This window comes from Telluria sp. LT1R51-2, assembly GCF_059685775.1.
In genome coordinates, this window is the sequence record NZ_JCASIM010000001.1 from 1,926,567 (window position 1) to 1,951,401 (window position 24,835).

Sequence of the window (24,835 nt, forward strand, 5' to 3'; positions counted from 1 at the left end):
GCATCAGTGCTTGTTGCCGAAGCGGTTGTCGCCCGCCGGCGCGACCTGCAGCAGCGCGCGGCGCGTTGCGATGTCGGCGCCCGCGATCGGTGACGCGTGGTTGCCCCAACTGCTGCGCGCGTAAGTCAGCACGGCGGCGATATCGGCGTCGTCCAGGCTGGCGCTGAAATCGGGCATGCCACCGCGGCCCTTGAGCAGCACGTCGGCCACCTCGTCGGGTGCGCCGGTAACGACCACGCTGGCGACGAGTGCCGGAAACGCGCCGGGAATGCCGCGGCCATTCACCTGGTGGCAAGCGGCGCAGTTCCTGGCAAACAGGGTCTTGCCGTCTGCCGGCGCGGCGGTCTGGGCCTGGGCTGCGCCGCCCCAGAGGCAGGCGCTGGCCAGAACAAGGATCGCGGTCTTCATGCGCTGGCCCTCCGGTGCAGCGCGTCCACCTGCTGCCACGCCGATTCGATGGCGCCGGCTTGCCAGCCAGTGAGGTAGCTCAGGTGTTCGCCGGCGAGCAGCACCCTGCGCTCGCCCTCCAGCAGGACCGGATACGCGCTCTTGCGCGCAGCCTCGGTCCATTCGGCCCAGCCGCCCAGGCTGTACTGCACGCGGTGCCAGGCAACCGAGAAGCTGCTTTCAAAGTTTGTGCGGTAGGCGGGGAAGATCTTTTCGCCGGCCGCGAGCGCGAACTCGGTCCGCTCGGCGGGCGTCATGCCGCTCACTTCAATGGCATCCAGCGCGTAGTGGTAGTAGCCCAGCACCACCCCCTTTTTCTGCTGCCAGCCGCCGGACGGCAACGAGATCGTGTTGATCCCTTTCAGGTCGGTGAGCACGTGGCCGCCGTAGATGTGGTCGTCTTCTTCCCAGAAGCGGCGCCCCATCTGCAGGCCGATCTTGCCGACCGGCGCATACGGGACGGCCTTGATTGCCGCCTTGAAACCGTCGGAAAAATCGGTGTCGATCATGCGCAGCACCGACAGCGGCACCGTGCACAGGCAATAGTCGGCCGTGACGCGCGAGAGCGCGCCGCTGGCCGTGTCGCGCACGTCGATCGTGACCTTGTCGTCAGCCTGGCGGATGCGCTGGACTTCGGCGTGGTAGCGGATCACACCACCCAGCCGCCGGGCGAATGCGCGCGGGATCGCGTCCATGCCGCCGACCGGCTGGAACATCGTGGCGTGCATCGGGAACTCCTGCACCGCGCTGTAGACCTTGCCGACCCGGGCGGCCAGCAGATCGTGAAACGCCAGCGGATCGGACGCCGTGCCGGCGCCCGGCACCAGGCCGGCGCCGGGGTTGGTGGCAAAGCCACGGCCGCTGCGGCCCTTGTAGGCCAGGTCGCCCGCGTCCAGCGCCCCTTCGTGCTTGAGGTAATCGAGCAGCAGGCGCTGGTCGTCGCCTGTCAGTTGCGTGTCGAGCTGGTGGCCGGTGACGGACTTGGCCATCAGCTCGGCAACGTGGCCCCGCATGTCGGCCTTGATCTGGGCGCCGCGCAGGCGCTGCTGCGACAGCGGCCCGCCATTCTCGAGATACACGTACGCGTGGTCATTCTCGTTGACCATCACTTCGAGCGGCACCTTGAACTGGCGCGCGTAGTAGAGGGTGGACTGGTGGTCCAGCGGAATGCGCCACGGGCCGTGGTTGATGTACTGGCCGGGATCGAAACGGCAGTGCTGCGCCTCGCCGCCCAGTTCGTGCAGCGAGAAGCCCTTGCGCGCCGTCTGGCAGCGCCCGCCCGCAACGGGTCGCGCCTCAAGCACCTGCACGTCGTAGCCAAGCTTGCCCAGTTCGTAGGCCGCTGTCAGGCCGGCCAGGCCCGCGCCCAGCACGACCACTTTCTTGCCCTTGCCGCTGCCCGTGAGCACCGGCGGGGTCGTGGTCCGGGACGCGATCCCCATGCCCCAGGCGTTCATTGAACCCATCAACAGCGCCGAACCGCCAACGGCGGCGGCGCGGTACAAAAACTCACGTCGGGTCAACGACGGTGTCGAACGTTTCATTTCTACCTCCACTTGGTGTCACTGAAAGGCCTTGCAACTGATGGCTTATCAGCAATACGCGTGCCAAGTGGATGTCAACATCGTCAATACGAAAGTTCTTAAAATAAAGTTTATCGGTAGCTTTGCCGAACGTAAGCGCGCTGTAAGACTTCCTGACCGAATAACCGTCAGCTACCACAGCCTGTTATTCGTATTGACAAGCGTGACGTCCGACAATGCGATGCGCGCCCCGTGGCGCGCCCGGACATTATTTGTCGCAACGTAATTGGTACCAGGGTCAGATCGCAGCAAGAGGCTGCGCACGCGCCGGGAGCATGCCAAATCGACACTGCACTGTTGTGGCGTAAATACGCACTTCAATGGGTGTGATCGATGCCGTCGCGCGTGAGCCAGTAATTGAACTGACCGTAACTGGGAATGTCGCCCGGCGCGCTGCCGGCAAAGTGATCGCGCAGCATCTGGCGGTAGGCGGCTGGCCGTGAGAAGCGTCGATGGGTAGCGGCAAAGTGCGCGGCAGCGGCCACGAACAGCGCCCGCAGCGCGGCATCGGTATTCGTGCCTGCACTGGCGCTGCTCGTTGCGGCCTTGCGCGGGCGGCCGCGCTTGACGCCGGCGCTGGCCACGCGCGTCTTGCCGCGAGCACCGGAATTGGCGTAATCGGGCAAGAGCGCATCGATCGTCTGGCCCCGCTCCCAGTAGCGGCGCAGGTAGCGCATGAGGGTGGCAACGGACATTGCATGGGCGTGGCTATAAGCGGCGAGCATGGCCGCGCGCGGTCGCGCGAGATACAACTGCGGCACGTCGCGGTGCAGCGCCGTCACGGCATCCCACGCCTTCATCTGCAGCAGGCGATGCTTGCCGGATGGGGCATCGGCGCGCGGCGCGCGGCACGGATCGGTCAGCAGCAAGCGCGCGCGCCGCGCCGACACGTCCGCCACCAGCACGCGCAGGGGCATGCTGCGCGGCGTGGCGCTCGTGCAGCGAAGGGTGAAGGTGTAGGCGATGGACTGCGCATCGTCGATCCAGAGAATCCGCAGCAGATGGGCGGGAGGATCGAGGTATTCGATGACGTCGTTGTGCAAGAACATCGGCCGCTCCTGGCGTTGAGTTCCTTGCTGGTATGCAAAGAACGCGCCAGGCACGGCCACGGCGGCCTGGATCAGGGCCGCCGGTGGCTCATTTCTGCGCCAGGATCCATTTCGCCAGGACCTTGGCGTCGGCTTCCGTGACCTGCGGATTGGCCGGCATCGGGATCGGGCCCCAGGTGCCGCTGCTGCCTTTCTGGATCTTCTGGACGAGACGCGCTTCGGCGCCAGCATCCTTGGCGTACTTGGCCGCGACATCCTTGTAGGACGGGCCAACCAGCTTGGCGCCGATGGCATGGCACGCCATGCAGGCCTTGGCCTTGGCCAGGTCGGGGTTCGCGTGGGCGGCGGGGATCGCGGCGACGGCGAGGGTCGCCGCCAGGGTCAGGGTCAGGTACGTCTTCATGATGCTCCAGTGGCTGGGTTGATCGCAGGGGCCGGCACTCTTGGCAGGTACCGCCCGACATCATAGCGGGAAACCCCGCTGGCATGGGCAGCGCAGGGGTGCATGACCAGCATCCGACACGCCCATCAAAAAATTTGAATGGGAATGATTCGCATTTGTGATTAGAATGGCGCGGTTTCGCGATCTTTACGTCTTTTAACGTACTGACGCTGAACGTTGCTGACAATGATAAAAAGGATGCCTGAACAATGACCCACCGTTTGCCTGCCCCGCAGTTTGCCCGCACCCTACTGAGCCTGGCCATTGGCGCCATGCCGCTTGCCGGTTTCGCTGCTGACGCGATGCTTGATGACGTGCCCGCGACGATGCCCACCGTGGTCGTGACGGCGTCCGGCTTCGAGCAGACGATTCGCGAAGCCCCCGCATCGATCACGGTGCTGACCCGCGAGCAACTTCAGAAAGAGCGCTTCGGCAACCTGGCGCAGGCGCTCGAGAGCGTGGAAGGCATCGACGTCGGCGCGTCCGGCGACAAGACCGGTGGCATGAACATCAGCATCCGCGGCATGCCGAGCGACTACACGCTGATCCTGATCGACGGCCGGCGTCAGAACGCGGCCGGCAACGTCACGCCGAATGGCTTCGGCGGTACCTCGACCAGCTTCATGCCGCCGGTGAGCGCCATCGAGCGCATCGAGATCATCCGCGGTCCGATGTCGACGCTGTACGGTTCGGACGCGATGGGTGGCGTGATCAACATCATCACGCGCAAGGTCGGCAAGCGCTGGGCCGGCTCGGTGGCGGCCGACTACACGCTGCAGGAAGACGCGCAATTCGGCGACCTCAAGGGCGCCAAGTTCTACCTGAGCGGCCCGCTTGCGGCCGATGTGCTGGGTCTGTCGCTGCGCGGCAGCACGCTGCGCCGTGACGAGGCAAACATTGCGTATGACGAGATCAACCCGGCCCGGCCGCTGACGCAGAACGCCAACCCGGTCAAGCAGCAGATCGACAACCTGGGTGCGCGCCTGGCGTTCACCCCGCACCGCAACCATGAGTTCATGCTCGACGCCGACAGGACGCGCCAGACGTATGACAACACGCGCGGCCAGCTTGGCACGCTGGGCACGGGCGGCTACGGGCCGGAGCAGAACTACAACCGCGACCAGACGACGCTGTCGTACAAGGCGCGCCTGCCGTTCGGCACCTGGGACAGCAGCTATATGGTGAACAATACGGAAACCATCGGCCGCACGATTCCGCCGGGTACGCCGGGCGCGACGCCGGGCACTGCCCGCACGCTGGAAGTCGAGAGCAAGGTGTTCGACACCAAGCTGCTGGTGCCGTGGGGTGAGCACCTGACCACCATCGGCGCCCAGCACTGGGACGCCGAAATGATCGACGGCGTCGCGCCGCAAGCGTTCGCGTTCACGCAGAAAGCACTGTTCGTGGAAGACGAATGGCGCCTGCACGAGCGCCTGTCGCTGACGGTCGGCGCGCGCTACGACGACCACAGCATCTTCGGCGGCCAGACGAGCCCGCGCAGCTACCTGGTCTGGAGCGCCTCGCCCCGCTGGACCGTCAAGGGCGGCGTGAGCAAGGGCTACAAGACCCCGCGCGTCGAGCAGCTCACGCCAGGCATCAACGGCTTCGGTGGTCAGGGCACGATCCCGCTCGTGGGCAGCCCGAACCTGCAGCCCGAAACCAGCGTCACGTCCGAACTGGGTGCCTATTTCGACAATGGCGCCGGCTGGACCGCCAATGCCACGGTCTTCAACAACGATTTCAAGGACAAGATCACCAGCGGTACTGGCCTCATCAACTGCACCTACCGCCCGGCGCCGAACCGGCCGGGCTGCGTCAGCTTCGGCAACTGGCCGAACGTCGATGCCTTCGGCCAGTCGATCAACGTCGACGAGGCCGTCACGCGCGGCATCGAATTTGCCACGCGCTTCCCGCTGGCCGCGGGCTGGGCCGCCAGCGCCAACTACACGTACACCGACAGCGAACAGGAAAGCGGCGAGAATGCCGGCAAGCCGCTGTCCGACACGCCGAAGCACGCGTTCAACGCGCGCCTGACCTGGGACGTGTCGCCGGACTGGAACACGTGGCTGCGCGCCGAATACCGCAGCGAGCGCTTCCGCGATCCGGGGACGTCGGCCGCGACCCGTGCGGCCAGCGAGGCGCTGGGCGACTTCAAGGGCTACACGATGCTGCACCTTGGCACCAGCTACCAGGTCACGCCCGCCATCACACTGAACGCCGCCATCTACAATCTGCTGGACAAGGACTTCATCGACTACCGGCCATATCGCACGGCGCCGGCAGCGGCGCCGACCTACGGCAGCGTGTATGTCAACAATTTCGACGGACGCCGCCTGTGGCTGTCGATGAACGTGGACTTCTAAGCATCGGCTGACCCGGCGCGTGTCGTACGCTAGTCCTGCGCCAGGCGCAGGTCGGGGTCGGCCTCGAACACTCCCGCCAGCCAGGTGGCAAACGCCTGCAGGCGCGGATTGGCGATGCGGCCGCGCGGGTACACCAGGGACACCGGCATCGGTGTCGGGCACAGGGCGGGCAGCACCACGGCCAGCGCGCCTTGCGCCACATGCGTGCGCACCTGGTAGCGTGCCAGTTGCGCCAGGCCCAGTCCCTGCAGCGCGCACAGCAGGTTGGCTTCGGCGTCGTTGACGGCGAGGCCGCCATCGATGGCCACACGCACTACACCCTCCGCGGTATCTTCCCCTGCGAGCGTCCACTCGAAGGCGCGCCCGGTGCGGCCCGAGAAATGCACGATCGCATCGTGCTGGCCCAATTCAGCGACCGTCGCAGGCGTGCCGCGTCCCGCCAGGTAGCCGGGCGTGGCGGCAATCACGAAGCGCATCAGACCGATCCGGCGCGCCACCAGGCTCGAGTCGGGCAAGTCGCCTACCCGCAATGCGCAATCGATGCCTTCGGCGGTCAGGTCGACCAGGCGGTCGCCCATGCTGATGGTCAGGTCGAGCGCCGGATAGGCCTGGCGAAATTCGCCAATGCGCGGCAGCACGATCGCGCGGCCCAGCGAGCCGGGGAGATCGATGCGCAGCCGGCCCTGCATCCGGCCGGCTTGCTCGCCCAGAAAGTCGGCTTCGGCGTCATCGATGGCGGCCAGGATGGCGCTGCAGTGCGCGTAGTAGCGCTCGCCCTCGGGCGTCAGCGACAGCCGGCGTGTGGTGCGCTGCAGGAGTTGGGCGCCCAGATAGCGCTCGAGATTCTGCAGCGTGGCCGTCAGCGACGCACGCGGCAGGTCGAGCGACTCGGCAGCCCGCGTGAAACTGTTCGCCTCGACGATGCGCACGAACGTCTGCATCGCTTTCACCTTGTCCATGATTGTTCATATAAAGTGAATGGTATAAGGGCATTATGCCCTGATTATCTTTGCGCGCACATTGCCTACCATGGCGGCATTACCTCACCAATCCCATGGAGTTCGCCATGAATACCCCCAAATCACCCTCCATCTCGTCCGGCACGGTCATGCTGCTGGCGGCCGCCGCCGGCATCATCGTCGCCAACCTGTATTATGCGCAGCCGCTGGTCGGCCCGATCGGCGCTGCGCTGGGCTTGCCGCCCGCAGCAGCTGGTCTGATTGTCACCCTGACCCAGATCGGCTACACGCTGGGACTCTTGTTCATCGTGCCGCTGGGCGACCTGCTGGAAAACCGGCGCCTGATCGTCACCGGCCTGTTTGTCACGAGCGGCGCACTGGTGGTCGCGGCCACCGCCACCACGGCATGGGCGTTTCTACTGGCCGCGCTGGCCATCGGCCTGGGCGCCGTCGTGGCCCAGGTGCTGGTGCCTTTTGCCGCCCATCTGGCGCCGGAGGCGACACGCGGCCAGGTCGTCGGCAAGGTCGTCAGCGGCCTGCTGCTCGGGATCATGGTGGCGCGCCCGGTCGCGAGCGTGCTCGCCGGGCTGGGTGGCTGGCAAACCGTGTTTGGCATCGCCGCTGCGCTGGTCGCCCTGCTGGCCGTGCTGCTGCATATTAAGTTGCCGCTGCGCCAGCCGACGGCGACGCAACCGTACCGCCGCCTGATCGGCTCGTTGTGGCCGCTGTTGACCACGACCGTGGTGCTGCGCCGGCGCGCGTTGTATCACGCCGGCCTGTTTGGCGCATTCAGCCTGTTCTGGACCGTCGCGCCGCAGGCGCTGGCCGGCCCGGCGTTTGGCCTCACGCAAAATGGCATCGCGCTGTTTGCGCTGGTCGGGATGGCCGGCGCCGTGGCCTCGCCGGTGGCCGGCCGCCTGGCCGATGCCGGCCACACGCTGACAGCCACCGCCGTCGCGCTCGTGGTGGGTGCGCTGAGTTTCCTGCTGCCCCTGTTTGCGCCGTCGTCCAAGCCGGTCGCGCTCGGTTTGCTGGCAGTGGCCGCCATCGCACTGGACGCTGCGGTGGCCGCCAACCTGGTGCTGGGTCAGCGCGCGCTGTTCGCGCTGGGCGCCGACATGCGCAGTCGCCTCAATGGCCTGTACTTCGCGCTGTTCTTTGCCGGCGGCGCGCTGGGTTCTGCGCTGGGCGGCTGGGTGTACGCCGCCCACGGCTGGCACGCGGCGCTGCTGGTCGGGGTGCTGCTGCCGGCGCTGGCGCTGCCAGTCTGGCTCCATGAATCCACCAGGCATGGGGCCGCACGCCAGAGCGTGTAGACCACGCGCCGGATTGAGATATGTTTTAATCAACCTTTATTTCGATCCGGAGCATGCAATGCACACCAACGACCACGAGGCAACGCCGACGAAAGCAGAGCTGGACGAGGCCGCGCTGAACATGGCGCGCAATATGTTCCAGTACGCGCGCTCAGGCGACGCCGATCACCTCGCTGCCTTCCTGTCACGCGGCCTGCCGCCGAACCTGCGCAACGAAAAAGGCGACACCCTGCTGATGCTGGCCAGCTACCACGGCCATCTGGACGCAACACGTGTCTTGCTCGAGCACGGCGCCGATCCGCACACGATCAACGATGCAGGGCAAATGCCGTTGCACGGCGCTGCATTCAAGGGCGACTTGCCCATCACGACGCTGCTCCTCGACAACGGCGCAATGCCGGACGTGACCGGTCCGTCGGGCCGGACCGCGCTGATGTTCGCCGCGATGTTCAACCGGGTCGCCATCGCCGAACTGCTGATGGCGCGCGGCGCCGACCCGGCCGCGCGCGACGCGTCCGGCGTGACGGCCTACGATGCAGCGCTGAAGATGGGCGCCACCGACACCGCCGCCTTGCTGGCGCCGGCCAACTGACGGCGACGCCCGGCTGTCAGGCGTCGCCGCGCGCCGTACGCCGGCGGCGGCGCGCGCACCAGGCTGCAACCAGACCGAGCCCGAGGATGGCGCCCGTGGCCGGCTCCGGCACCTCGGTTACGTTCTGCGCAGCAGATACCAGCATGCCGCTGGCGCCACTGCAGTCGGGGTACTGCAGACCGCAGCCGAACGGCTCGTCACTATTGGCGTCAACCACGGTAAACAATCCGCCCTGGCTCGCCATCCGGAAATCCGAATTGCCATCTGACGCGAAGATGCTGCCGCCCAGCATACCCCCGGGCAGGAACGTCAGATCCATGACGATCCGGTCGTAATAATTGCGCGGCGGGGTCAGGTAACCATAGTCGATCAGGTTGTGCTGGCCGCTGACGGTAGGATGGTCGAACCAGTAGCGCAACGAGAGCAGGCTGGACTGTGGATCGATGCATGGCGGACCAAGATCGCATTCATTGCGGATATTCAGGTACAGCGAGCCGGCGGCGACCGCTTGTTCGGAGAACGCCAGCTCCAGGTTCAGGCCAGTTGGCATCGAGCTGGATGCGCTCACTTGCTGCCAGCTGTACGTGACCGCGGCCTGGGCCGGTAGCGCCAGGGTAGCGGCAAACAATGTGGCAAGCAATGTGGCAAAAAATGTGGCACGAAATGCGGCGATGGGGACAATGCGCGTCATCAGTGATCTCCTCGGAAAGTTCCTACGGTACTTCAGCAAGAATCGCGCCTGTACATTCCACGTCAGCATCCCATTGATTCCAAACAACATTTATGATGGATGCGTAGTCAGGGCAATCCGGGTGTCAAATTCCCCGACAAAGCATGTCACAGTTGCAATGGCCAGTGCCATGGTCACGGCCGCCTTGCACATCCCCTATAATCGTGGGCGCCCCGAAGCCGGGGCGCGATTCCACTTACCCGAAGGACCCCGATGAACGCCCTGCCCCTGCCCGTCCTCATGCTTGCCCTGCTGGTTGCCAGCAGCACCGCGCTTGCCGACGATGCCGCGCTGCTCAAGTGCCGCGCCCTGCCTGATACCGCCACACGCGTGGCCTGCTACGACGCGATTCCCGTCGGCGTCGCTCGGACGGCTGCGGCTGCTGCTCCGGCGCGCACCCCGGAGCAGAATTTCGGCATGGAAGCGGCCAAGGAGCGCGAAGCGCAGCCGGCGTCGATCCGCAGCACGGTCGTGGGCGACTTCGACGGCTGGGGGCCCGGCTCACAGATCCGCCTGGCCAATGGCCAGGTCTGGCGCATCATCGACGGCAGCGACGCCGTCCTCCCGCGCCAGAAGGATGCACCGGTGACGATCGAGCGCAACCTGTTCGGTACGCTGTTCCTGAAAGTCGATGGCGGCAACAGCTCGGCCAAGGTACGCCGGGTGCAATAAAACTAGGCGGGCGTGCGCACCATGTACAGCGCGCCGGGCGGATAGGTGTCCAGGCCGGCATCGTCGGTCGCTGCAGCGCGCCAGCCCAGTGCCTGCCAGAAGCGTGCGCTGTCCTGCACCGACACCAGCGCCGCATGCGCCAGTCCCAGCGTGCGCGCCAGACGCAACGCATCGTCGACCAGCGCGCGCGCCAGGCCGCGCCCCAGTGCGCACGGGTCGATCGCCAGATCGTGCAGGTACAGCGTATCCGGCTGGCGCGCTGGTGTGAACGGTGCATTCAGGTCCGTCACCGGCCCCAGGCGTGACGGATAGGCAAACAGGTAGCCCCGCACACTGCCCTGGTGACTACCGACCAGGCAGGTATCGCACGCCACCGCCATCCGGGCTGCGAGAACCGCTGCCGGCTCCTGCATCGCGGCCGGATAGCACGCAGCCTGGATGCGCAGCACGGCGTCGAGATCGGCAGGCAGCATCGGGCGCACGGAGGTGGACATGGGTGGTATGCGAGCGAAAAAACGCGCATCGTAGCATGCGCTTGACGCCCGTCGTGGCATCGCGCATTCTAGCTGTCTTGACAACATCGACTCATCACCGACAGGAACAAGCATGCGCAGCACCAGCGACGTCACGCCGTCAACCCGCCCCGAATACATCCTCCACGCCAGCTGCCCGGCCGGCATCGGCATCGTCGCGGCGGTCGCGACCTTCCTGGCCGAACGCGACTGCTATATCTGCGCACTCGAACAGTTCGACGACGATTCCACCGCGCGCTTCTTCATGCGCGCCGTGTTTCGCCAGCAAGATCAATCGCCAGCCATCGACGCCATCCGCGCCGAATTCGACAGCATCGTCGCCACGCGACTGGACATGGGCTGGAAAATCTACGATCCGCTCGACCCGGTGCGCACGGTAATCATGGTCTCGAAGACCGATCACTGCCTCGATGACCTGCTGTACCGGCGCCGCACGGGCGAACTCAATCTGTCGATCACGGCCGTGGTGTCGAATCACCTCGACCTGCGCCCGATGGTCGAGCGCGAAGGAATCCGCTTCATCTTTTTACCGGTGACCAGGGACAACAAGGCGCAGCAAGAGGCGCGCCTGCTGGAAATCGTCGATGAAACCGACTCCGAACTCGTGGTCCTGGCGCGTTATATGCAGATCCTGTCCGATGGGCTGGCACGTCGCCTGGCCGGCAAGTGCATCAATATCCACCACTCGTTTTTGCCCGGCTTCAAGGGCGCCAAGCCATACCAGCAGGCGTTCGACCGGGGCGTCAAGCTGATCGGTGCAACGGCCCACTACGCCACGCCCGACCTGGACGAAGGCCCGATCATCGAACAGGTGCTCACGCGCGTCGACCACAACTACCGGGTCGACCAGCTCACCCGCGTGGGGCGTGACAACGAATGCCTGGCACTGGCCACCGCGGTCAAGTTTCACATCGAGCGCCGCGTGTTTGTGGACGGCAACAAGACCGTCGTGTTCCGCGGGCCGTAATGACACTGTCAACAATGTTGACTTATACTTAATGTAGGTGCGTTATCTAACCGTCGCAAATGTAACAGGACGTTATGTTCATACCTTCTCACAGAGGGGAAGAACATGGAACATCAACAGCAGCATCCGGTGCGCCTGCGCATCAACGGCCAGGACCGCGAATTCAACGTCGAATCTTGGGTAACGCTGCTCGACCTGCTGCGCGAGCGCGCAGGCATGACCGGCACCAAGAAGGGTTGCGACCAGGGTCAGTGCGGCGCCTGCACCGTGCTGGTGGACGGCAAGCGCATCAACTCGTGCCTGACGCTGGCCGTCATGCAGGACGGCCGAGAGATCACCACCGTCGAGGGCCTGGCCACCGGTGACGACCTGCATCCGCTGCAGCAGGCGTTCATCGATTGCGACGCGTTCCAGTGCGGCTACTGTACGCCGGGGCAGCTGTGTTCGGCCGTGGGCCTGATCAGCGAAGGCCAGGCCACCACGCGCGATGATGTGCGCGAACTCATGAGCGGCAACCTGTGCCGCTGCGGGGCTTACCCGCAAATCGCCGATGCGGTCGTCAAGATGCTGGACATGCGCGACACCAAAAAGACGACCGAAGGCTTCACGACCGGGGCGGTGCTGTCATGAACCCGTTCGCCTTTACCCAAGCCACGGACATCGATGCGGCGCTGGCCGCCCTGCTCGATCCTGATACCCGCCCGATCGCCGGCGGCACCAATCTGCTCGACCTGATGAAGGAAAGCGTGATGAAGCCGTCACGCGTCGTCGACATCAATAACCTGGGCCTGGACCAGGTGGAAGAGCAGGACGGCGGCCTGATGCTCGGCGCCCTGGCCCGCAACGCAGATACCGCCTACCACCCGCTGGTGCGCGAACGCTATCCGCTGCTGTCGACGGCCATTCTGGCCGGCGCCTCGCCACAACTGCGCAATATGGCGTCCAACGGCGGCAACCTGATGCAACGCACCCGCTGCGTCTACTTCTACGACGTCGGCACCGCCTGCAACAAGCGCGAACCCGGCACCGGCTGCCCGGCGCGCGATGGCCTGAACCGCCAGCTGGCGATCCTCGGCACCAGCGAGAGCTGCATTGCCACCCATCCTTCGGACATGTGCGTGGCCCTGCGCGCGCTCGACGCGACGGTCCACGTGCGCTCGATGAGCGGCGCGCGCGAGATTCCGTTTGCCGACTTCCACCGCCTGCCGGGCGACACGCCCGAGATCGACAACACGCTGCAGCCGGGCGAAATGATCACCCACATCACCGTGCCGGAAGCCGACCGCTTCATCGATCACAGCGCCTACATCAAGGTGCGCGATCGACTGTCGTACGCATTTGCACTGGTGTCGGTCGCTGCTGCGCTCGACCTCGATGCCGACGGCACGATCCGCGCCGCGCGCATCGCGCTTGGCGGCGTGGCCCACAAGCCATGGCGCGTCGAAGCAGCCGAAGAAGCGCTGGTTGGCAAGGCGGTCGGCGAAGCAGCGTTCCTGCAGGCCGCCGAGACCATCCTGCAAGGCGCACAAGGCTTTGGCCAAAACGACTTCAAGCTGCCGCTGGCGCGCAACGCCATCGTGCAAGCCTTGACCACCGCCGCGCGTGGCACCGACCATGCCCGCGGACTCGATGCACAAGGAGAACAAGAATGACCGACCTGATTCCAGAATTGCGCGCCCCGAGCGCGCCGGCCGGCACCGGCCGCGTGAAAAGCGGCATGCCGATCTCGCGCATCGATGGCCGCGCCAAGGTCACCGGCGAAGCACAATACGCCGCCGAATACTTTGCCCCCGACCTGGCCTACGGCGTGGTCGTCAGCGGCACCGTCGCCAAGGGCCGCATCACCAGCATCGACGCGACCGAAGCACTGGCCGTACCGGGCGTGATTTCGGTCATGACGCACGAGAACCGTCCCAAGATGCGCTCGTTCGACCTGGCCTGGAAAGACATGACGGCCCCGGCCGGCTCGCCGTTCCGTCCCCTGTTCTCGGACGAGATCTTCTACAGCGGCCAGCCGGTGGCGCTGGTGCTCGCCGAAACCTTCGAAGCGGCGCGCTACGCCGCCTCGCTGGTGCGCGTGCATTACGATGTCGATCCGCACGAAACGAACCTGCTGAAAAGCCTCGATCAGGCCTATGAACCGCGCAAGATGAAGGCCGGCTTCGTACCGCCAAGCTCGATCGGCGACGGCGAGAAGGCCTTTGATGCGGCCGAGGTGCGGGTCGATTCACAGTACTACAACGGCGTGGAACACCATAATCCGATGGAGATGTTCGCTTCGACCGTGATTCGCGCTGAAAACGGCCACCTGACCGTCTACGACAAGACGCAAAGTTCGCAGAACAGCCGCTGGTATGTGTCGCATGGCTTTGGCCTGTCGAGCGACGAGGTCACGGTGCGCAACCCGTACGTGGGCGGCGCCTTTGGCTCCGGCTTGCGCCCGCAGTACCAGCTGCCGCTGGCCGTGATGGGCGCGCTGCAGCTGGAGCGCTCGGTGCGTGTCGTGCTGACGCGCCAGCAGATGTTCAGCTTTGGCCACCGCCCGGAGACCTGGCACCGGATCCGTCTGGGCGCGGCGCCGGACGGCACGCTCAAGGCAATCTGGCACGAAGCGATCCAGGAAACCTCGCGTCTCGAAGATTACGTCGAAGTGATCGTCAACTGGTCGGGGCAGCTGTATGCGTGCACCGACATCAAGCTCGGTTACCAGGTAGTCGCGAATGACCGCTTCACGCCGCTGGACATGCGCGCCCCCGGCGCCGCCCATGGTGTGCACGCCATGGAAGTGGCGATGGACGAGCTGGCCTACGAACTGAAGATGGATCCGCTGGCACTGCGCCTGAAGAACTACACGGACACCTCGCCGATCGAGGACAAGCCGTTCTCGAGCAAGGAACTGCGCGAGTGCTACCGTCAGGGCGCCGAGCGTTTTGGCTGGGAAAAGCGTCCGATCGAACCACGTTCGATGCCTGACGGTGACGAGCTGGTGGGCTGGGGCATGGCGACCGGCATCTGGGATGCGATGGTGATGGTGGCGCGCGTCAGTGCCGTCATGCACAGCAACGGCCGCCTGGTCGTGAGCAGCGCGGCCACCGATATCGGCACCGGCACCTACACCGTCATGTCGATGATCGCCGCCGAAGCCATGGGCTTGCCGATGGAACTGGTGACGTTCCAGCTGGGTGATTCGACGCTGCCGATGGCGCCGATCGAGGGCGGATCGTCGCACGTGACGACCGTGGGCTCGGGCGTGCATGGCGCCTGCGAAAAGCTCAAGAAGTCACTGCTGAAAATGGCGCTGAAGATGGACAATTCGCCATTGGCCAAGGCGCGCATGCGCGACGTGGAGTTTGGCGATGGCGCCGTGTTCCTGAAAACCGATCCGTCGCGTCGCGTGGAACTGACCCAGGTGCTGGCCAATGCGGGCGTGGATCAGGTGGAAGAGAAATACTTCATGACGCCGCAGATGCTCAAGCAGCGCAAGTACGCACGCGCTGTGCACTCGGCCGTGTTCTGCGAAGTGCGCGTGAACGAAAAGCTGGGCATGGTACGCGTGTCGCGCGTGGTCAGCGCGATCGCCGCCGGGCGCATCATCAGTGCCAAGACCGCGGCCAGCCAGATCAGCGGCGCCGTGGTCTGGGGCATCAGTCAGGCCCTGCATGAAGAAACCCATACCGACCACAAGTACGGGCGCTTCATGAACCACAACTTCGCCGAGTACCACGTGGCGGTCAATGCCGACATCCACGACATCGACGTCATCTTCGTGGAAGAAGACGACCGCATCGTGAGCAAGCAGCTGGGCGCCAAGGGCGTGGGCGAGATCGGCATCGTGGGCGTGGCGGCCGCGATCTCGAATGCCATCTTCCACGCCACCGGCACGCGCCTGCGCACCACGCCGATGACGCCGGCAAAGCTGCTGATGGGCGACGAGGAACTCCCCGTTCAACCGCCGGTCTGACAGTACGGCGCTGCAGTCACCAAGGACGCCATCTTCGGATGGCGTTTTTACGTCCGGAACGTCGTTTTTTTGTGGTTTCGTTTTTACCGGAAACAGCGTCATGCATACCACATACGTATTTCCACGTAGTTGCACATCAATATGTTTGCTGGTAAAACATCTGGTGCGTAAGACAACGCCGCACGACAGCACGGCACAGAAATAGTGCCGGCTGCAAAACCACACCAAGAACGAGATACGAGGACGACACCATGAAGCTCAAGATGCTGTGCGCAGCCGCCTGCCTGACCGCTTTCGGCACGGGCCTGGCCCATGCCCAGGCTTATCCGACCAAGACCATCACCATGATCGTGCCGTTTGCAGCCGGCGGCCCGACCGACACCGTGGCACGCCTCGTCGCGCAATCGATGGGCACCACGCTCAAGCAGCAGATCATCGTCGAGAACGTCGGCGGTGCCGGCGGCACCATCGGTGCGGCACGCGCCGCCAAGTCCGCACCCGACGGCTACACGCTGTTCCTGCACCACATCGGCCAGTCGACCGCGCCAGCGCTGTACCGCAAGCTGCCGTACGACGCCATCACCAGCTTCGAGCCGATCGGCCTGATCACCGATGTGCCGATGACGGTCGTCGCCAAGGCGAACTTCCCGGCCAAGGACATGAAAGAGCTGATCACGTACGTGAAAGCCAACAAGGACAAGGTCACCTACGCGCACGCGGGCCTGGGTTCGGCATCGCACCTGTGCGGCATGCTGCTGCAGACCGCAATGGGCGTCGAGCTGACTACCGTGCCGTACAAGGGCACCGGTCCGGCGATGAACGACCTGCTGGGCGGCCAGGTGGACTTCATGTGCGACCAGACCACCAACACCACCAGCCAGATCAAGGGCGGCAAGATCAAGGCCTACGGCGTGACGACCAAGACCCCGGTCGCGTCGCTGCCGAACCTGCCGACGCTGGACAAGGCTGGCCTGCCAGGCTTCGAAGTCGGTGTCTGGCACGGCCTGTACGCGCCGAAAGGCACGCCGAAGCCAACCGTCGACGCCCTGTCGAACGCACTGCGCGCCGCGCTGCGTGATCCGAACGTGGTCAAGCGCTTTGCCGATCTGGGCACCGAGCCGGTCCCGGCCAATCAAGCGACGCCGGAAGCCCTGCGCACGCACCTGAAACAGCAGATCGACCTGTGGGGTCCGATCATCAAGAAAGCCGGCGCCTTCGCCGACTGATGCCTCATTGACGAGCTCGCGCCGCGCCGGCCTGTCCGGCTGCGGTGCGGCGTCGTCGCATCTGCAGCCCGGCCGACGCGGTTGTCATCGTCGTTGCGCGGGGCCGCATCAGTGAGCTGCATTCACGCTTTTCGAACCACTGCATCTGCATCACCGCATCTGCAACACAATAAAGGGGACCACCACCGTGCCAGCATTTATACGCCATCCGAAAGACTTCTGGAGCGGCATTGTCTTTCTATTCTTCGGTCTGAGCGCCGTGATCATCGGCCAGGAATATGAAATGGGCAGTGCCGGCCGCATGGGTCCGGCCTACTTCCCGATCGTATTGGGCGCCCTGCTTTCGCTGATCGGCGTTGCCTCGTTCGTGCGCTCGTTCTTCCGTCCTGGCGAAGCGATCGGCCGCATCTACTATCGCGAACTGACGATCGTGCTGGCCGCCGTGCTGCTGTTCGGCTTCCTGGTGCGCAATGCGGGCCTGGTGCCTGCAGGCTTCCTGCTGATCCTGATCAGCGCGTACGCCAGCGATAAATTCGATCTGAAGAAGTCACTCGCGCTGGCCGTGGGCATGACGTTGTTTGCAGTCGGTCTGTTCGTCAAGCTGCTTGGCTTGCCGATGCCGATCATTGGCCCTTGGCTCGGTGGGAACTAAATAATTATGGAACTTTTCAGTAACCTCGCACTGGGCCTCGAGACGGCCCTGTCCATGCAAAACCTGTTCTACTGCCTGGTCGGCGTGTTCGTCGGCACCGCAGTGGGCGTCCTGCCGGGCCTCGGCCCGATCGCCACCATCGCCATGCTGCTGCCGGCCACGTTCGGCCTGCCACCGGAGTCGGCGCTGATCATGCTGGCCGGTATCTACTACGGCGCACAATACGGTGGCTCGACCACCGCCATCCTGGTCAACCTGCCCGGTGAATCCTCGTCGGTGGTGACGGCACTGGACGGCTACCAGATGGCCCGCAACGGTCAGGCCGGCAAGGCGCTGGCGACTGCGGCGATCTCGTCGTTCTTCGCCGGTACCGTCGCCACGATCCTGCTGGCCGTGGCAGCGCCGCCCCTGGCAGACCTGGCGCTTGAATTCGGCCCTGCCGAATACTTCTCGCTGATGGTGCTGGGTCTGGTCGCTTCGGTCGTTCTGGCCAGTGGCTCGCTGCTCAAGGCCATCGGCATGGTGCTGCTCGGTCTGCTGCTGGGCGTGGTCGGCACCGACGTCAATTCGGGTTCAGCGCGCTACACCTTCGACATGCCGGAACTGGCTGACGGCATCAACTTCGTCATCGTCGCAATGGGCATGTTCGGTATTGGCGAAATCATCCGCAATCTCGAGCACAACGAAGACCGCAATCTGGTGATGAAGAAAGTCACCGGGCTGATGCTCGACAAGGAAGACTTCAAGCGCATCATGTGGCCGGTCATCCGCGGCACGGGCCTGGGCTCGCTGCTGGGCATCCTGCCGGGCGGCGGCGCCATGCTGGCCTCGTTCGCGTCGTACTCGCTCGAAAAGAAAGTGTCGAAAAACGCTGCCAACTTCGGCAAGGGCGCCATCGAAGGCGTTGCGGCGCCGGAAGCGGCGAACAATGCGGGTGCACAGACCTCGTTCATCCCGATGCTAACGCTGGGCATTCCGTCGAATCCGGTGATGGCACTGATGATCGGCGCAATGATCATCCAGGGCATCCAGCCTGGGCCTGCCGTCATGACCGAGCAGCCTGGCCTGTTCTGGGGTCTGATCGTCTCGATGTGGGTCGGTAACCTGTTCCTCGTCGTGCTGAACCTGCCGATGATCGGTATCTGGGTGCGCATGATCATGGTGCCGTACCAGATGCTGTATCCGGCCATCCTGATGTTCTGCGCGATCGGTGTGTTCAGCCTGAACAACAGCACCTTCGACGTCTACCTGATGGCGCTGTTCGGCCTGCTCGGCTACCTGTGCGCGAAGCTCGAACTGGAGCCCGCGCCGATGCTGCTCGGTTTCATCATCGGCCCGATGATGGAAGAATACCTGCGTCGCGCGCTGCTGCTTTCGCGCGCCGATCCAATGGTCTTCATCGAGCGTCCGATCTCGGGCGTCATGCTCGGCCTGGCCGCTGCTGCCATGATCGTCGTCCTGCTGCCTTCATTGCGCAAGAAACGCGAAGAAGCCTTCCAGGAAGATTGATGCACTAATCCAGCATCGACCCGTACCACCCGCGCCGCCCGGCGCCGGCCCCAAGGCCGGCCCGGGCGGCTTCCGTATACGCCCTAACAAAACCAACCCTAGCCTACAGATACTGAACACTTAGGTTGAACAATTAGGGTCAGAGTCGACTTATTGGGCAATTCCTCAATGTTGTCAAACAATCTGACTCCGACCCCAATTGGAAAGCAATGGCTGCGCGGAATGCTGCCTGACGGCATTGCAAACCGGCCATGTAGGGAGATTTATTGCTCAACAATTCGACTCTGACCCTAATTGGGTCTGGCGTCGGGGCTGTGGCCAAGCGATGGGGTTATGCGCGGCGGTCGGTGTGCAGGGGCAGGAGGAGGGTGAAGGTACTGCCCTGGTTGTCACCTGGGCTGACGGCGGTGACGGTACCGTCGTGGGCTTCGACCAGGTTCTTGACCAGGGCCAGCCCCAGGCCGAGGCCGCCGCCGGTGCGGTCGGCTGAACGTTCGGCCTGGACGTAGAGGTCGAACAGGCGCGGCATCAGCTCGGGGGCGATGCCCATGCCATTGTCGGTGACGCGCAGCGCTGCCATCAGGCCACGTCTTTCGAGCGCGACCTGAATCGCGCCGCCACTGTCCGTATAGCGGATCGCGTTGGTCAGCAGATTGCTCACTACCTGGATCAGGCGCGTGCGGTCGCCCAGCACCAGCAGGCTGGACGCGCCTGATGCCAGTTCGATGCGATGCCGCTTCTGGTTTGCTGCCGACTGCACCTGCTCGAGCGCCGCAGCGATCACGTCGGCCAGTTCCACCGGCGCTTTTTCCAGCTGGACCAGGCCGCGGCTCACGCGCGAGACGTCCAGCAGATCTTCGACCAGCCGGCTCATGTGCGTGACCTGGCGCCGGATCAATTCACCCATCTGATTGGCGCGCTGTGACGAGACGCCGTCGGGCAGCAGCATGCTCGCGGCCATGCCGGCCGCCGACAGCGGCCCGCGCAGCTCGTGGCTGAGCGTGGCAAGAAACTCGTCCTTGCTGCGATCGGCTTTCTGCAGCGCCTCGGCCTTATCATCCAGCAGGTCGTTCAGTGCTTCGATATTGCGGTTGCGCTCTTCCAGACGGGTCGAGACGAGTTGCAGCTCTTCCTGCCGCGCCTGCAACGCGCCAAGGGCGTCGGCCAGTTCACGATTCTGGTGCCGCGCTTCCGACAAGGCCGCGTGATTGGGCAGCGTCTCGAATTGCGCCACGAGAGGACTAAACCTGTCGGCGCTGATGAAACCGGTGTTGGCCGGAAAGCGCTTGCCGACCGTGATCCGGGTCCCGGATGGACCGCTGGCGATGTCGAACTGGTCCATCAACCGGCGCGCCGACAGGATGCCGACGCCCATGCCCGACGTCGACCGGTACGTGCCGGACAGGACGTGCCCGACATCGGCAATGCCGGGTCCGCGGTCGGCAAACGTGATGGAAAGATGCTGCGGCGCCACTGCGCCTTCGGCCACGAACGAGACCGAGCCGGCGCCAGCATAGTTGAAAATATTGCGCGCCAGCTCGGACACGACCGTGCCGATGCGTGCCTGGTCGACCGAACCGAAGCCGCACGCGCCAGCAATCTGACGCGCACGCTGGCGCGCAGCAATCACGTCAAATTCGGTATCGACATTGAGCGTCAGGATGGCCTGCGTCATGCGCGCTGAGGAAAGATCATGGTGTCACTCTACAGAGATCAGTGGCATCTGAAGACTGCAGAAGCCGGTGGCGGGCCGAATTATAACCCGCCACGACGGGGCGTTGTCCTACAAATTGTGACACCTGATCAAGCCGCAGCGCGACACTTGCCTTTACACGCCCACCATCGAGACGGCCTTCGTATTGAGATACGATTCCAGCGCTTCGGGGCCGCCTTCCGAGCCGTAGCCCGAATCCTTGATGCCGCCAAATGGCAGCTCGGCGCTTGGCGTTGCGGGCTGGTTGATCCACAACATGCCCACTTCGACGCGGTTCATCAGCAACTGCGCGTTCTTGATGGAGCGCGTGAAGGCATAACCGGCCAGGCCATACGGCAGGCGATTGGCTTCGGCGATCATGTCTTCCAGGCTGTCGAAACCGCGGATACCGGCGATCGGGCCGAACGGCTCGTCGTTGAACATGCTGGCGTCCAGTGGCACGTCGGCCAGAATGGTCGGCGCGAAGAAGTTGCCGCTGGTGCCCACGCGTTCACCGCCCGTTGCCACCGTGGCGCCGCGCGCACGCGCATCGTCGACCACCTTGGCCATCGCATCCAGACGGCGCGCATTGGCCAGCGGCCCGAGCGTCGTGCCATCGGCCATGCCGTCGCCCAGCTTGAGGCTTTCGGCGTGCTGCACCAGCGCGCGCGTGAACTCGGCCTTGACGGCGTTATGCACGAGGAAGCGGGTGGGCGAAATGCACACCTGACCGGCATTACGGAACTTGGCCGCACCGGCCGCCTTGACGGCCAGCGCCACGTCGGCATCCTCGGCGATGATGACCGGCGCGTGACCACCCAGCTCCATCGTCGCGCGCTTCATGTGCGCACCGGCCAGTGCGGCCAGTTGCTTGCCCACTGGCGTCGAGCCGGTGAACGTCACCTTGCGGATGATCGGGCTCGGAATCAGGTAGCCCGAAATTTCGGCCGGATCGCCGAATACCAGGCCGACGACGCCCGGCGGCAGGCCGGCATCGACGAAGCACTGCAGCAGCGCCGCTGGCGAAGCTGGCGTTTCTTCCGGCGCCTTGCACAGGAACGAGCAGCCGGTGGTCAGCGCTGCCGCGAGCTTTCGGACGATCTGGTTGATCGGGAAGTTCCAGGGCGTGAACGCGGCGACCGGGCCGACCGGCTCTTTCAGCACGAGCTGCTGGGCAGCCGGATTACGCGACGGGACGATGCGGCCATACACGCGCATGCCCTCGGCGGCGAACCAGTCGATGATCTCGGCGCCGGCCAGGGCCTCGCCCTTGGCTTCGGCCAGCGGTTTGCCCTGCTCCTGCGTCAGCAGGCGCGCGATGTCGCCGGCGCGCTCGCGCAGCAGCGTCGCGGCGCGGCGCATGATCGCGGCGCGTTCGGCAGCAGGCACGGCGCGCCAGGTCTCGAAGCCCTTCTGGGCCGCGGCCAGCGCGCGATCGAGGTCGGCGATGCTGGCGTGGGCAACCTTGCCGATCGGCTGGCCGGTGGCCGGATTGATCACTGGGATGGTCTTGCCGCCGCTGGCGTCGTGCCATTCGTTGGCGATGAGGAGACGGGTATCGGGGTAGCTGGAAGTCGTCATGGTAAGTGGTCCTGTGGTAAGGACGACAATCTTACCGTGGATGGCGACTCCCTGCAGAGGACCCCACCGCTTCGACGGCGCCCGCCTCGGCCATCGAACGGATGCGCGCGGCCATTGCCTCCATCGAAAACGGCTTGGTGAGCACCGCCATCCCCGGATCGAGGTAGCCGTTATTGAGCACCGCATTCTCCGCGTAGCCGGTGATGAACAAGACCTGCAGCCCGGGCCGCACTGCACGCCCCGCATCGGCCATCTGGCGTCCGTTCATGCCGCCGGGCAGCCCCACGTCCGTGACCAGCAGGTCGATCCGCGCATCCGATTGCAGCATCTTGAGCCCTGTCGCGCTGTCGGCCGCCTCGATCCAGCCAAAGCCGAGATCCTGCAGGATGTCGATGACGAGCATGCGTACGGTCGGCTCATCGTCGACGACCAGCACCGTCGCTACCTGCCCCGACTGCGTCAGCGCGGTGGGCGCCGCGATGTCAGGCTCCAGCTCCGTGGCGCCAGCGCCGTAATGCCGCGGCAGATAGATTCTCACGGTCGTGCCCTGCCCCACTTCAGAATAGATGCGGACCTGGCCGCCCGACTGCTGCGCGAACCCATAGATCATCGACAGCCCGAGACCCGTACCCTGGCCGATCGGCTTGGTCGTAAAGAACGGCTCGAACGCGCGCGCCACGACGTCCGGCGCCATGCCCACGCCCGTATCGCTGACAGACAGGGCCAGGTACTGGCCCTCTGCCATATTCTGCTGGCGCGCGACGCGCTCGTCGATCCATTTGTTGGCCGTTTCGACCGTGATCGCCCCACCATCGGGCATGGCGTCGCGCGCATTGATGCACAGGTTCAGCAGCGCATTTTCGAGCTGCGACGCATCGACCAGCGCCGGCCACGCATCGGCAACGCACACCACCTCGATCCGCACGGCCGGCCCCACCGTGCGCTGGACCAGTTCCTGCATGTCGGTGACGAGCCGGTTCACGTTCGTCGGCTTGGGCGTCAAGGTTTGCTGGCGCGAGAACGCCAGCAGGCGATGGGTCAAAGCTGCAGCCCGCTTGGACGCGCCCAGCGCCGTCGCAATATAGCGCTCGAACTCGTTGAAGCGGCCCTGCTGCATACGCATCTGCATCAGCTGCAGGGCGCCGGAAATACCGGCCAGCAGATTGTTGAAATCGTGCGCCAGGCCGCCGGTCAGCTGGCCCACCGCTTCCATTTTCTGGCTCTGGCGCAGGGCGTTCTGCATCGCCTCGAGTTCGGCCAGCTGCTCCTGGTCGCGCGTGATGTCGCGGCCCACCGCATTGATCATCGCGTCATGTGCACGCGTCGACCAAGAGATCCAGCGATAACTGCCATCCCGATGGCGGTAGCGGTTATCGAACCGTTGATGGCCGATCCCTTCCGACAATTCCCGCGCGCCGGCAATCGTATGCGCGATATCGTCCGGATGAATCAGGTCGAACAGATTCGAGCCGACCAGCTCGTGCTCGCGCCAGCCCAGCACGGCCGACCAGGCCGGATTGGTGGCCGTGATCACCCCGTCGAATGTACAGCGCAGCATGATGTCCGACGACAGCGTCCACAGCGCATTGCGATCCTGCGCCCGCTCGGCCACCTGGCGCTCGAGATCGAGCAGTATCCGCTTGCGCTGGTCGATGTCATCGAACACCAGGATGATGCCGGCCTGCGCGCCGGCGCTATCGATCAGCGGAACGGCGCTGACGGCAACCCAGGTTTCCGTGCCGTCCACCGCGCGCCGCAGAAATTCGTCGCCCGGCGTGACGAGCTCGCCCCGTAATGCGCGCGCACTCGGATAGTCGTCGGGCGCCAGCAAGCGGCCCTGCGCGTCGAAGCCGCGCCAGTGTTCCCAGGCGCGCTGCAGGCAATGCGCTGGCGAGAAATCGGGGACAAAAGTACGGAACACCGGGTTATTCAGGATGGCTTGCCCATCCATGTCGAACAGGCAGATGCCCACCGGCAGGTGCTCGATGACAGTGGCAAGCCGGCTGGCCGCTTCCCTGCGCGCGACAATCTCCTGCTCCAGCGCGATATTGCGCTTGATGAGCTGGTTCTGCGCCGCATCGCGCTCTCTGGCGGCGACAACCCCGGCCGTCGTTTCGGTGGCGATATTGAGCAAGCCAGCAATGTGGCCGTTGTCACGTAGCGGGCTGTACGCGAACGACCACCACGTCTCTTCTTCATAGCCACTGCGCGTCATGACCAGCGGCAGATCGGTGAAACTCACCGCTTCGCCAGCCATCACGCGCGCCACCAGCGGACCGATGTCATCCCATATTTCCGACCAGACGTCGGGCAGTGGCTGCCCCAGTGCGCCCGGATGGCGTTTGCCGAGAAACGGCACATACGCCGCGTTGTACAGCAATGTCTGCTCAGGACCCCAGGTGGCGCACATCGCCACCGGCGTTGCCAGCATCATGCCGAAGACGGCTTCGAGTGCCGCGGGCCAGTCTGCGCGTGCACCCAGTGGGGTCCCATGCCAGTCGAATGCCGCGATGTCGGCGTGCGCCGCGCTCACGCCCCTTCCTCGGTGACACGTGACAGG

The 24,835-nt window shown here is 64.9% G+C and carries 21 protein-coding genes; 11 read left to right on the forward strand and 10 right to left on the reverse strand.

Translation table 11 applies throughout. The features are described from left to right. Positions 1-3: 3 nt before the first annotated feature. The 4 genes from AC56LH_RS08480 to AC56LH_RS08495 form a co-directional block, all read right to left on the reverse strand. Entirely contained in the window at positions 4-408 is a 405-nt protein-coding gene (locus tag AC56LH_RS08480) for a c-type cytochrome (protein WP_499645537.1), read from the reverse strand. Next, a complete protein-coding gene (locus tag AC56LH_RS08485; RefSeq protein WP_499645538.1) occupies positions 405-1,991 on the reverse strand; it encodes a flavin monoamine oxidase family protein in 1,587 nt (528 codons plus the stop codon). The genes AC56LH_RS08480 and AC56LH_RS08485 overlap by 4 nt, the downstream gene beginning before the upstream one ends. 356 nt (positions 1,992-2,347) lie before the next feature. After that, positions 2,348-3,079, reverse strand: coding sequence for a hypothetical protein (locus tag AC56LH_RS08490; RefSeq protein ID WP_499645539.1), 732 nt, complete (start codon positions 3,077-3,079; stop codon positions 2,348-2,350). An 88-nt stretch (positions 3,080-3,167) separates the two neighbouring features. Then, complete coding sequence (locus AC56LH_RS08495; RefSeq protein ID WP_499645540.1) at positions 3,168-3,482, reverse strand: c-type cytochrome; 315 nt, start codon at positions 3,480-3,482, stop codon at positions 3,168-3,170. Between the two features lie 248 nt (positions 3,483-3,730). Here AC56LH_RS08495 and AC56LH_RS08500 point away from each other — a divergent pair, with 248 nt between their 5' ends. After that, positions 3,731-5,884, forward strand: coding sequence for a TonB-dependent receptor domain-containing protein (locus AC56LH_RS08500; RefSeq protein WP_499645541.1), 2,154 nt, complete (start codon positions 3,731-3,733; stop codon positions 5,882-5,884). Positions 5,885-5,913: 29 nt separating this feature from the next. Here AC56LH_RS08500 and AC56LH_RS08505 read toward each other — a convergent pair whose 3' ends face one another. Beyond that, entirely contained in the window at positions 5,914-6,843 is a 930-nt protein-coding gene (locus tag AC56LH_RS08505) for a LysR family transcriptional regulator (protein ID WP_499645542.1), read from the reverse strand. 107 nt (positions 6,844-6,950) lie between these two features. On the opposite strand from AC56LH_RS08505, the gene AC56LH_RS08510 reads away from it, so the two are divergent. Both AC56LH_RS08510 and AC56LH_RS08515 read left to right on the forward strand, forming a co-directional pair. Beyond that, positions 6,951-8,159, forward strand: coding sequence for an MFS transporter (locus AC56LH_RS08510; RefSeq protein WP_499645543.1), 1,209 nt, complete (start codon positions 6,951-6,953; stop codon positions 8,157-8,159). A gap of 58 nt (positions 8,160-8,217) precedes the next feature. Next, complete coding sequence (locus AC56LH_RS08515; RefSeq protein ID WP_499645544.1) at positions 8,218-8,751, forward strand: ankyrin repeat domain-containing protein; 534 nt, start codon at positions 8,218-8,220, stop codon at positions 8,749-8,751. Positions 8,752-8,767: 16 nt separating this feature from the next. Here AC56LH_RS08515 and AC56LH_RS08520 read toward each other — a convergent pair whose 3' ends face one another. Further along, positions 8,768-9,442 (reverse strand): PEP-CTERM sorting domain-containing protein, encoded by a 675-nt coding sequence (locus AC56LH_RS08520; protein ID WP_499645545.1) that lies wholly within the window; start codon positions 9,440-9,442, stop codon positions 8,768-8,770. A 252-nt stretch (positions 9,443-9,694) separates the two neighbouring features. On the opposite strand from AC56LH_RS08520, the gene AC56LH_RS08525 reads away from it, so the two are divergent. After that, on the forward strand, positions 9,695-10,153 hold the full coding sequence (locus AC56LH_RS08525) for a hypothetical protein (protein ID WP_499645546.1): 459 nt from the start codon (positions 9,695-9,697) through the stop codon (positions 10,151-10,153). A gap of 2 nt (positions 10,154-10,155) precedes the next feature. Here the strand turns inward: AC56LH_RS08525 and AC56LH_RS08530 are convergent, their stop codons facing one another. After that, positions 10,156-10,647, reverse strand: a complete 492-nt coding sequence (locus AC56LH_RS08530) for a GNAT family N-acetyltransferase (protein WP_499645547.1) — start codon at positions 10,645-10,647, stop codon at positions 10,156-10,158. A gap of 112 nt (positions 10,648-10,759) precedes the next feature. Here AC56LH_RS08530 and purU point away from each other — a divergent pair, with 112 nt between their 5' ends. The 7 genes from purU to AC56LH_RS08565 all read left to right on the forward strand — a co-directional run bounded on the left by purU (position 10,760) and on the right by AC56LH_RS08565 (position 19,001). Continuing rightward, positions 10,760-11,653, forward strand: a complete 894-nt coding sequence (gene purU, locus AC56LH_RS08535; protein ID WP_499645548.1) for a formyltetrahydrofolate deformylase — start codon at positions 10,760-10,762, stop codon at positions 11,651-11,653. Positions 11,654-11,758: 105 nt separating this feature from the next. After that, entirely contained in the window at positions 11,759-12,283 is a 525-nt protein-coding gene (locus AC56LH_RS08540; RefSeq protein WP_499645549.1) for a (2Fe-2S)-binding protein, read from the forward strand. Beyond that, positions 12,280-13,305, forward strand: a complete 1,026-nt coding sequence (locus AC56LH_RS08545) for an FAD binding domain-containing protein (RefSeq protein ID WP_499645550.1) — start codon at positions 12,280-12,282, stop codon at positions 13,303-13,305. The genes AC56LH_RS08540 and AC56LH_RS08545 overlap by 4 nt, the downstream gene beginning before the upstream one ends. Beyond that, the gene (locus AC56LH_RS08550) at positions 13,302-15,614 is read left to right on the forward strand and encodes a xanthine dehydrogenase family protein molybdopterin-binding subunit (RefSeq protein WP_499645551.1); all 2,313 of its coding nucleotides are present in this window, start codon (positions 13,302-13,304) and stop codon (positions 15,612-15,614) included. Before AC56LH_RS08545 ends, AC56LH_RS08550 begins: the two co-directional genes overlap by 4 nt. Before the next feature lie 251 nt (positions 15,615-15,865). Beyond that, the gene (locus tag AC56LH_RS08555; protein WP_482898865.1) at positions 15,866-16,840 is read left to right on the forward strand and encodes a tripartite tricarboxylate transporter substrate binding protein BugD; all 975 of its coding nucleotides are present in this window, start codon (positions 15,866-15,868) and stop codon (positions 16,838-16,840) included. Between the two features lie 187 nt (positions 16,841-17,027). Then, positions 17,028-17,492 (forward strand): tripartite tricarboxylate transporter TctB family protein, encoded by a 465-nt coding sequence (locus AC56LH_RS08560; protein WP_499578441.1) that lies wholly within the window; start codon positions 17,028-17,030, stop codon positions 17,490-17,492. Positions 17,493-17,498: 6 nt separating this feature from the next. Next, a complete protein-coding gene (locus AC56LH_RS08565; RefSeq protein WP_499578443.1) occupies positions 17,499-19,001 on the forward strand; it encodes a tripartite tricarboxylate transporter permease in 1,503 nt (500 codons plus the stop codon). Between the two features lie 331 nt (positions 19,002-19,332). Here AC56LH_RS08565 and AC56LH_RS08570 read toward each other — a convergent pair whose 3' ends face one another. The 3 genes from AC56LH_RS08570 to AC56LH_RS08580 form a co-directional block, all read right to left on the reverse strand. Then, complete coding sequence (locus AC56LH_RS08570) at positions 19,333-20,676, reverse strand: ATP-binding protein (RefSeq protein ID WP_499645552.1); 1,344 nt, start codon at positions 20,674-20,676, stop codon at positions 19,333-19,335. 153 nt (positions 20,677-20,829) lie between these two features. Further along, the gene (locus tag AC56LH_RS08575) at positions 20,830-22,275 is read right to left on the reverse strand and encodes an NAD-dependent succinate-semialdehyde dehydrogenase (RefSeq protein WP_499645553.1); all 1,446 of its coding nucleotides are present in this window, start codon (positions 22,273-22,275) and stop codon (positions 20,830-20,832) included. Between the two features lie 31 nt (positions 22,276-22,306). Continuing rightward, positions 22,307-24,808, reverse strand: coding sequence for a PAS domain-containing hybrid sensor histidine kinase/response regulator family protein (locus tag AC56LH_RS08580; protein ID WP_499645554.1), 2,502 nt, complete (start codon positions 24,806-24,808; stop codon positions 22,307-22,309). Between the last annotated feature and the right edge of the window lie 27 nt (positions 24,809-24,835).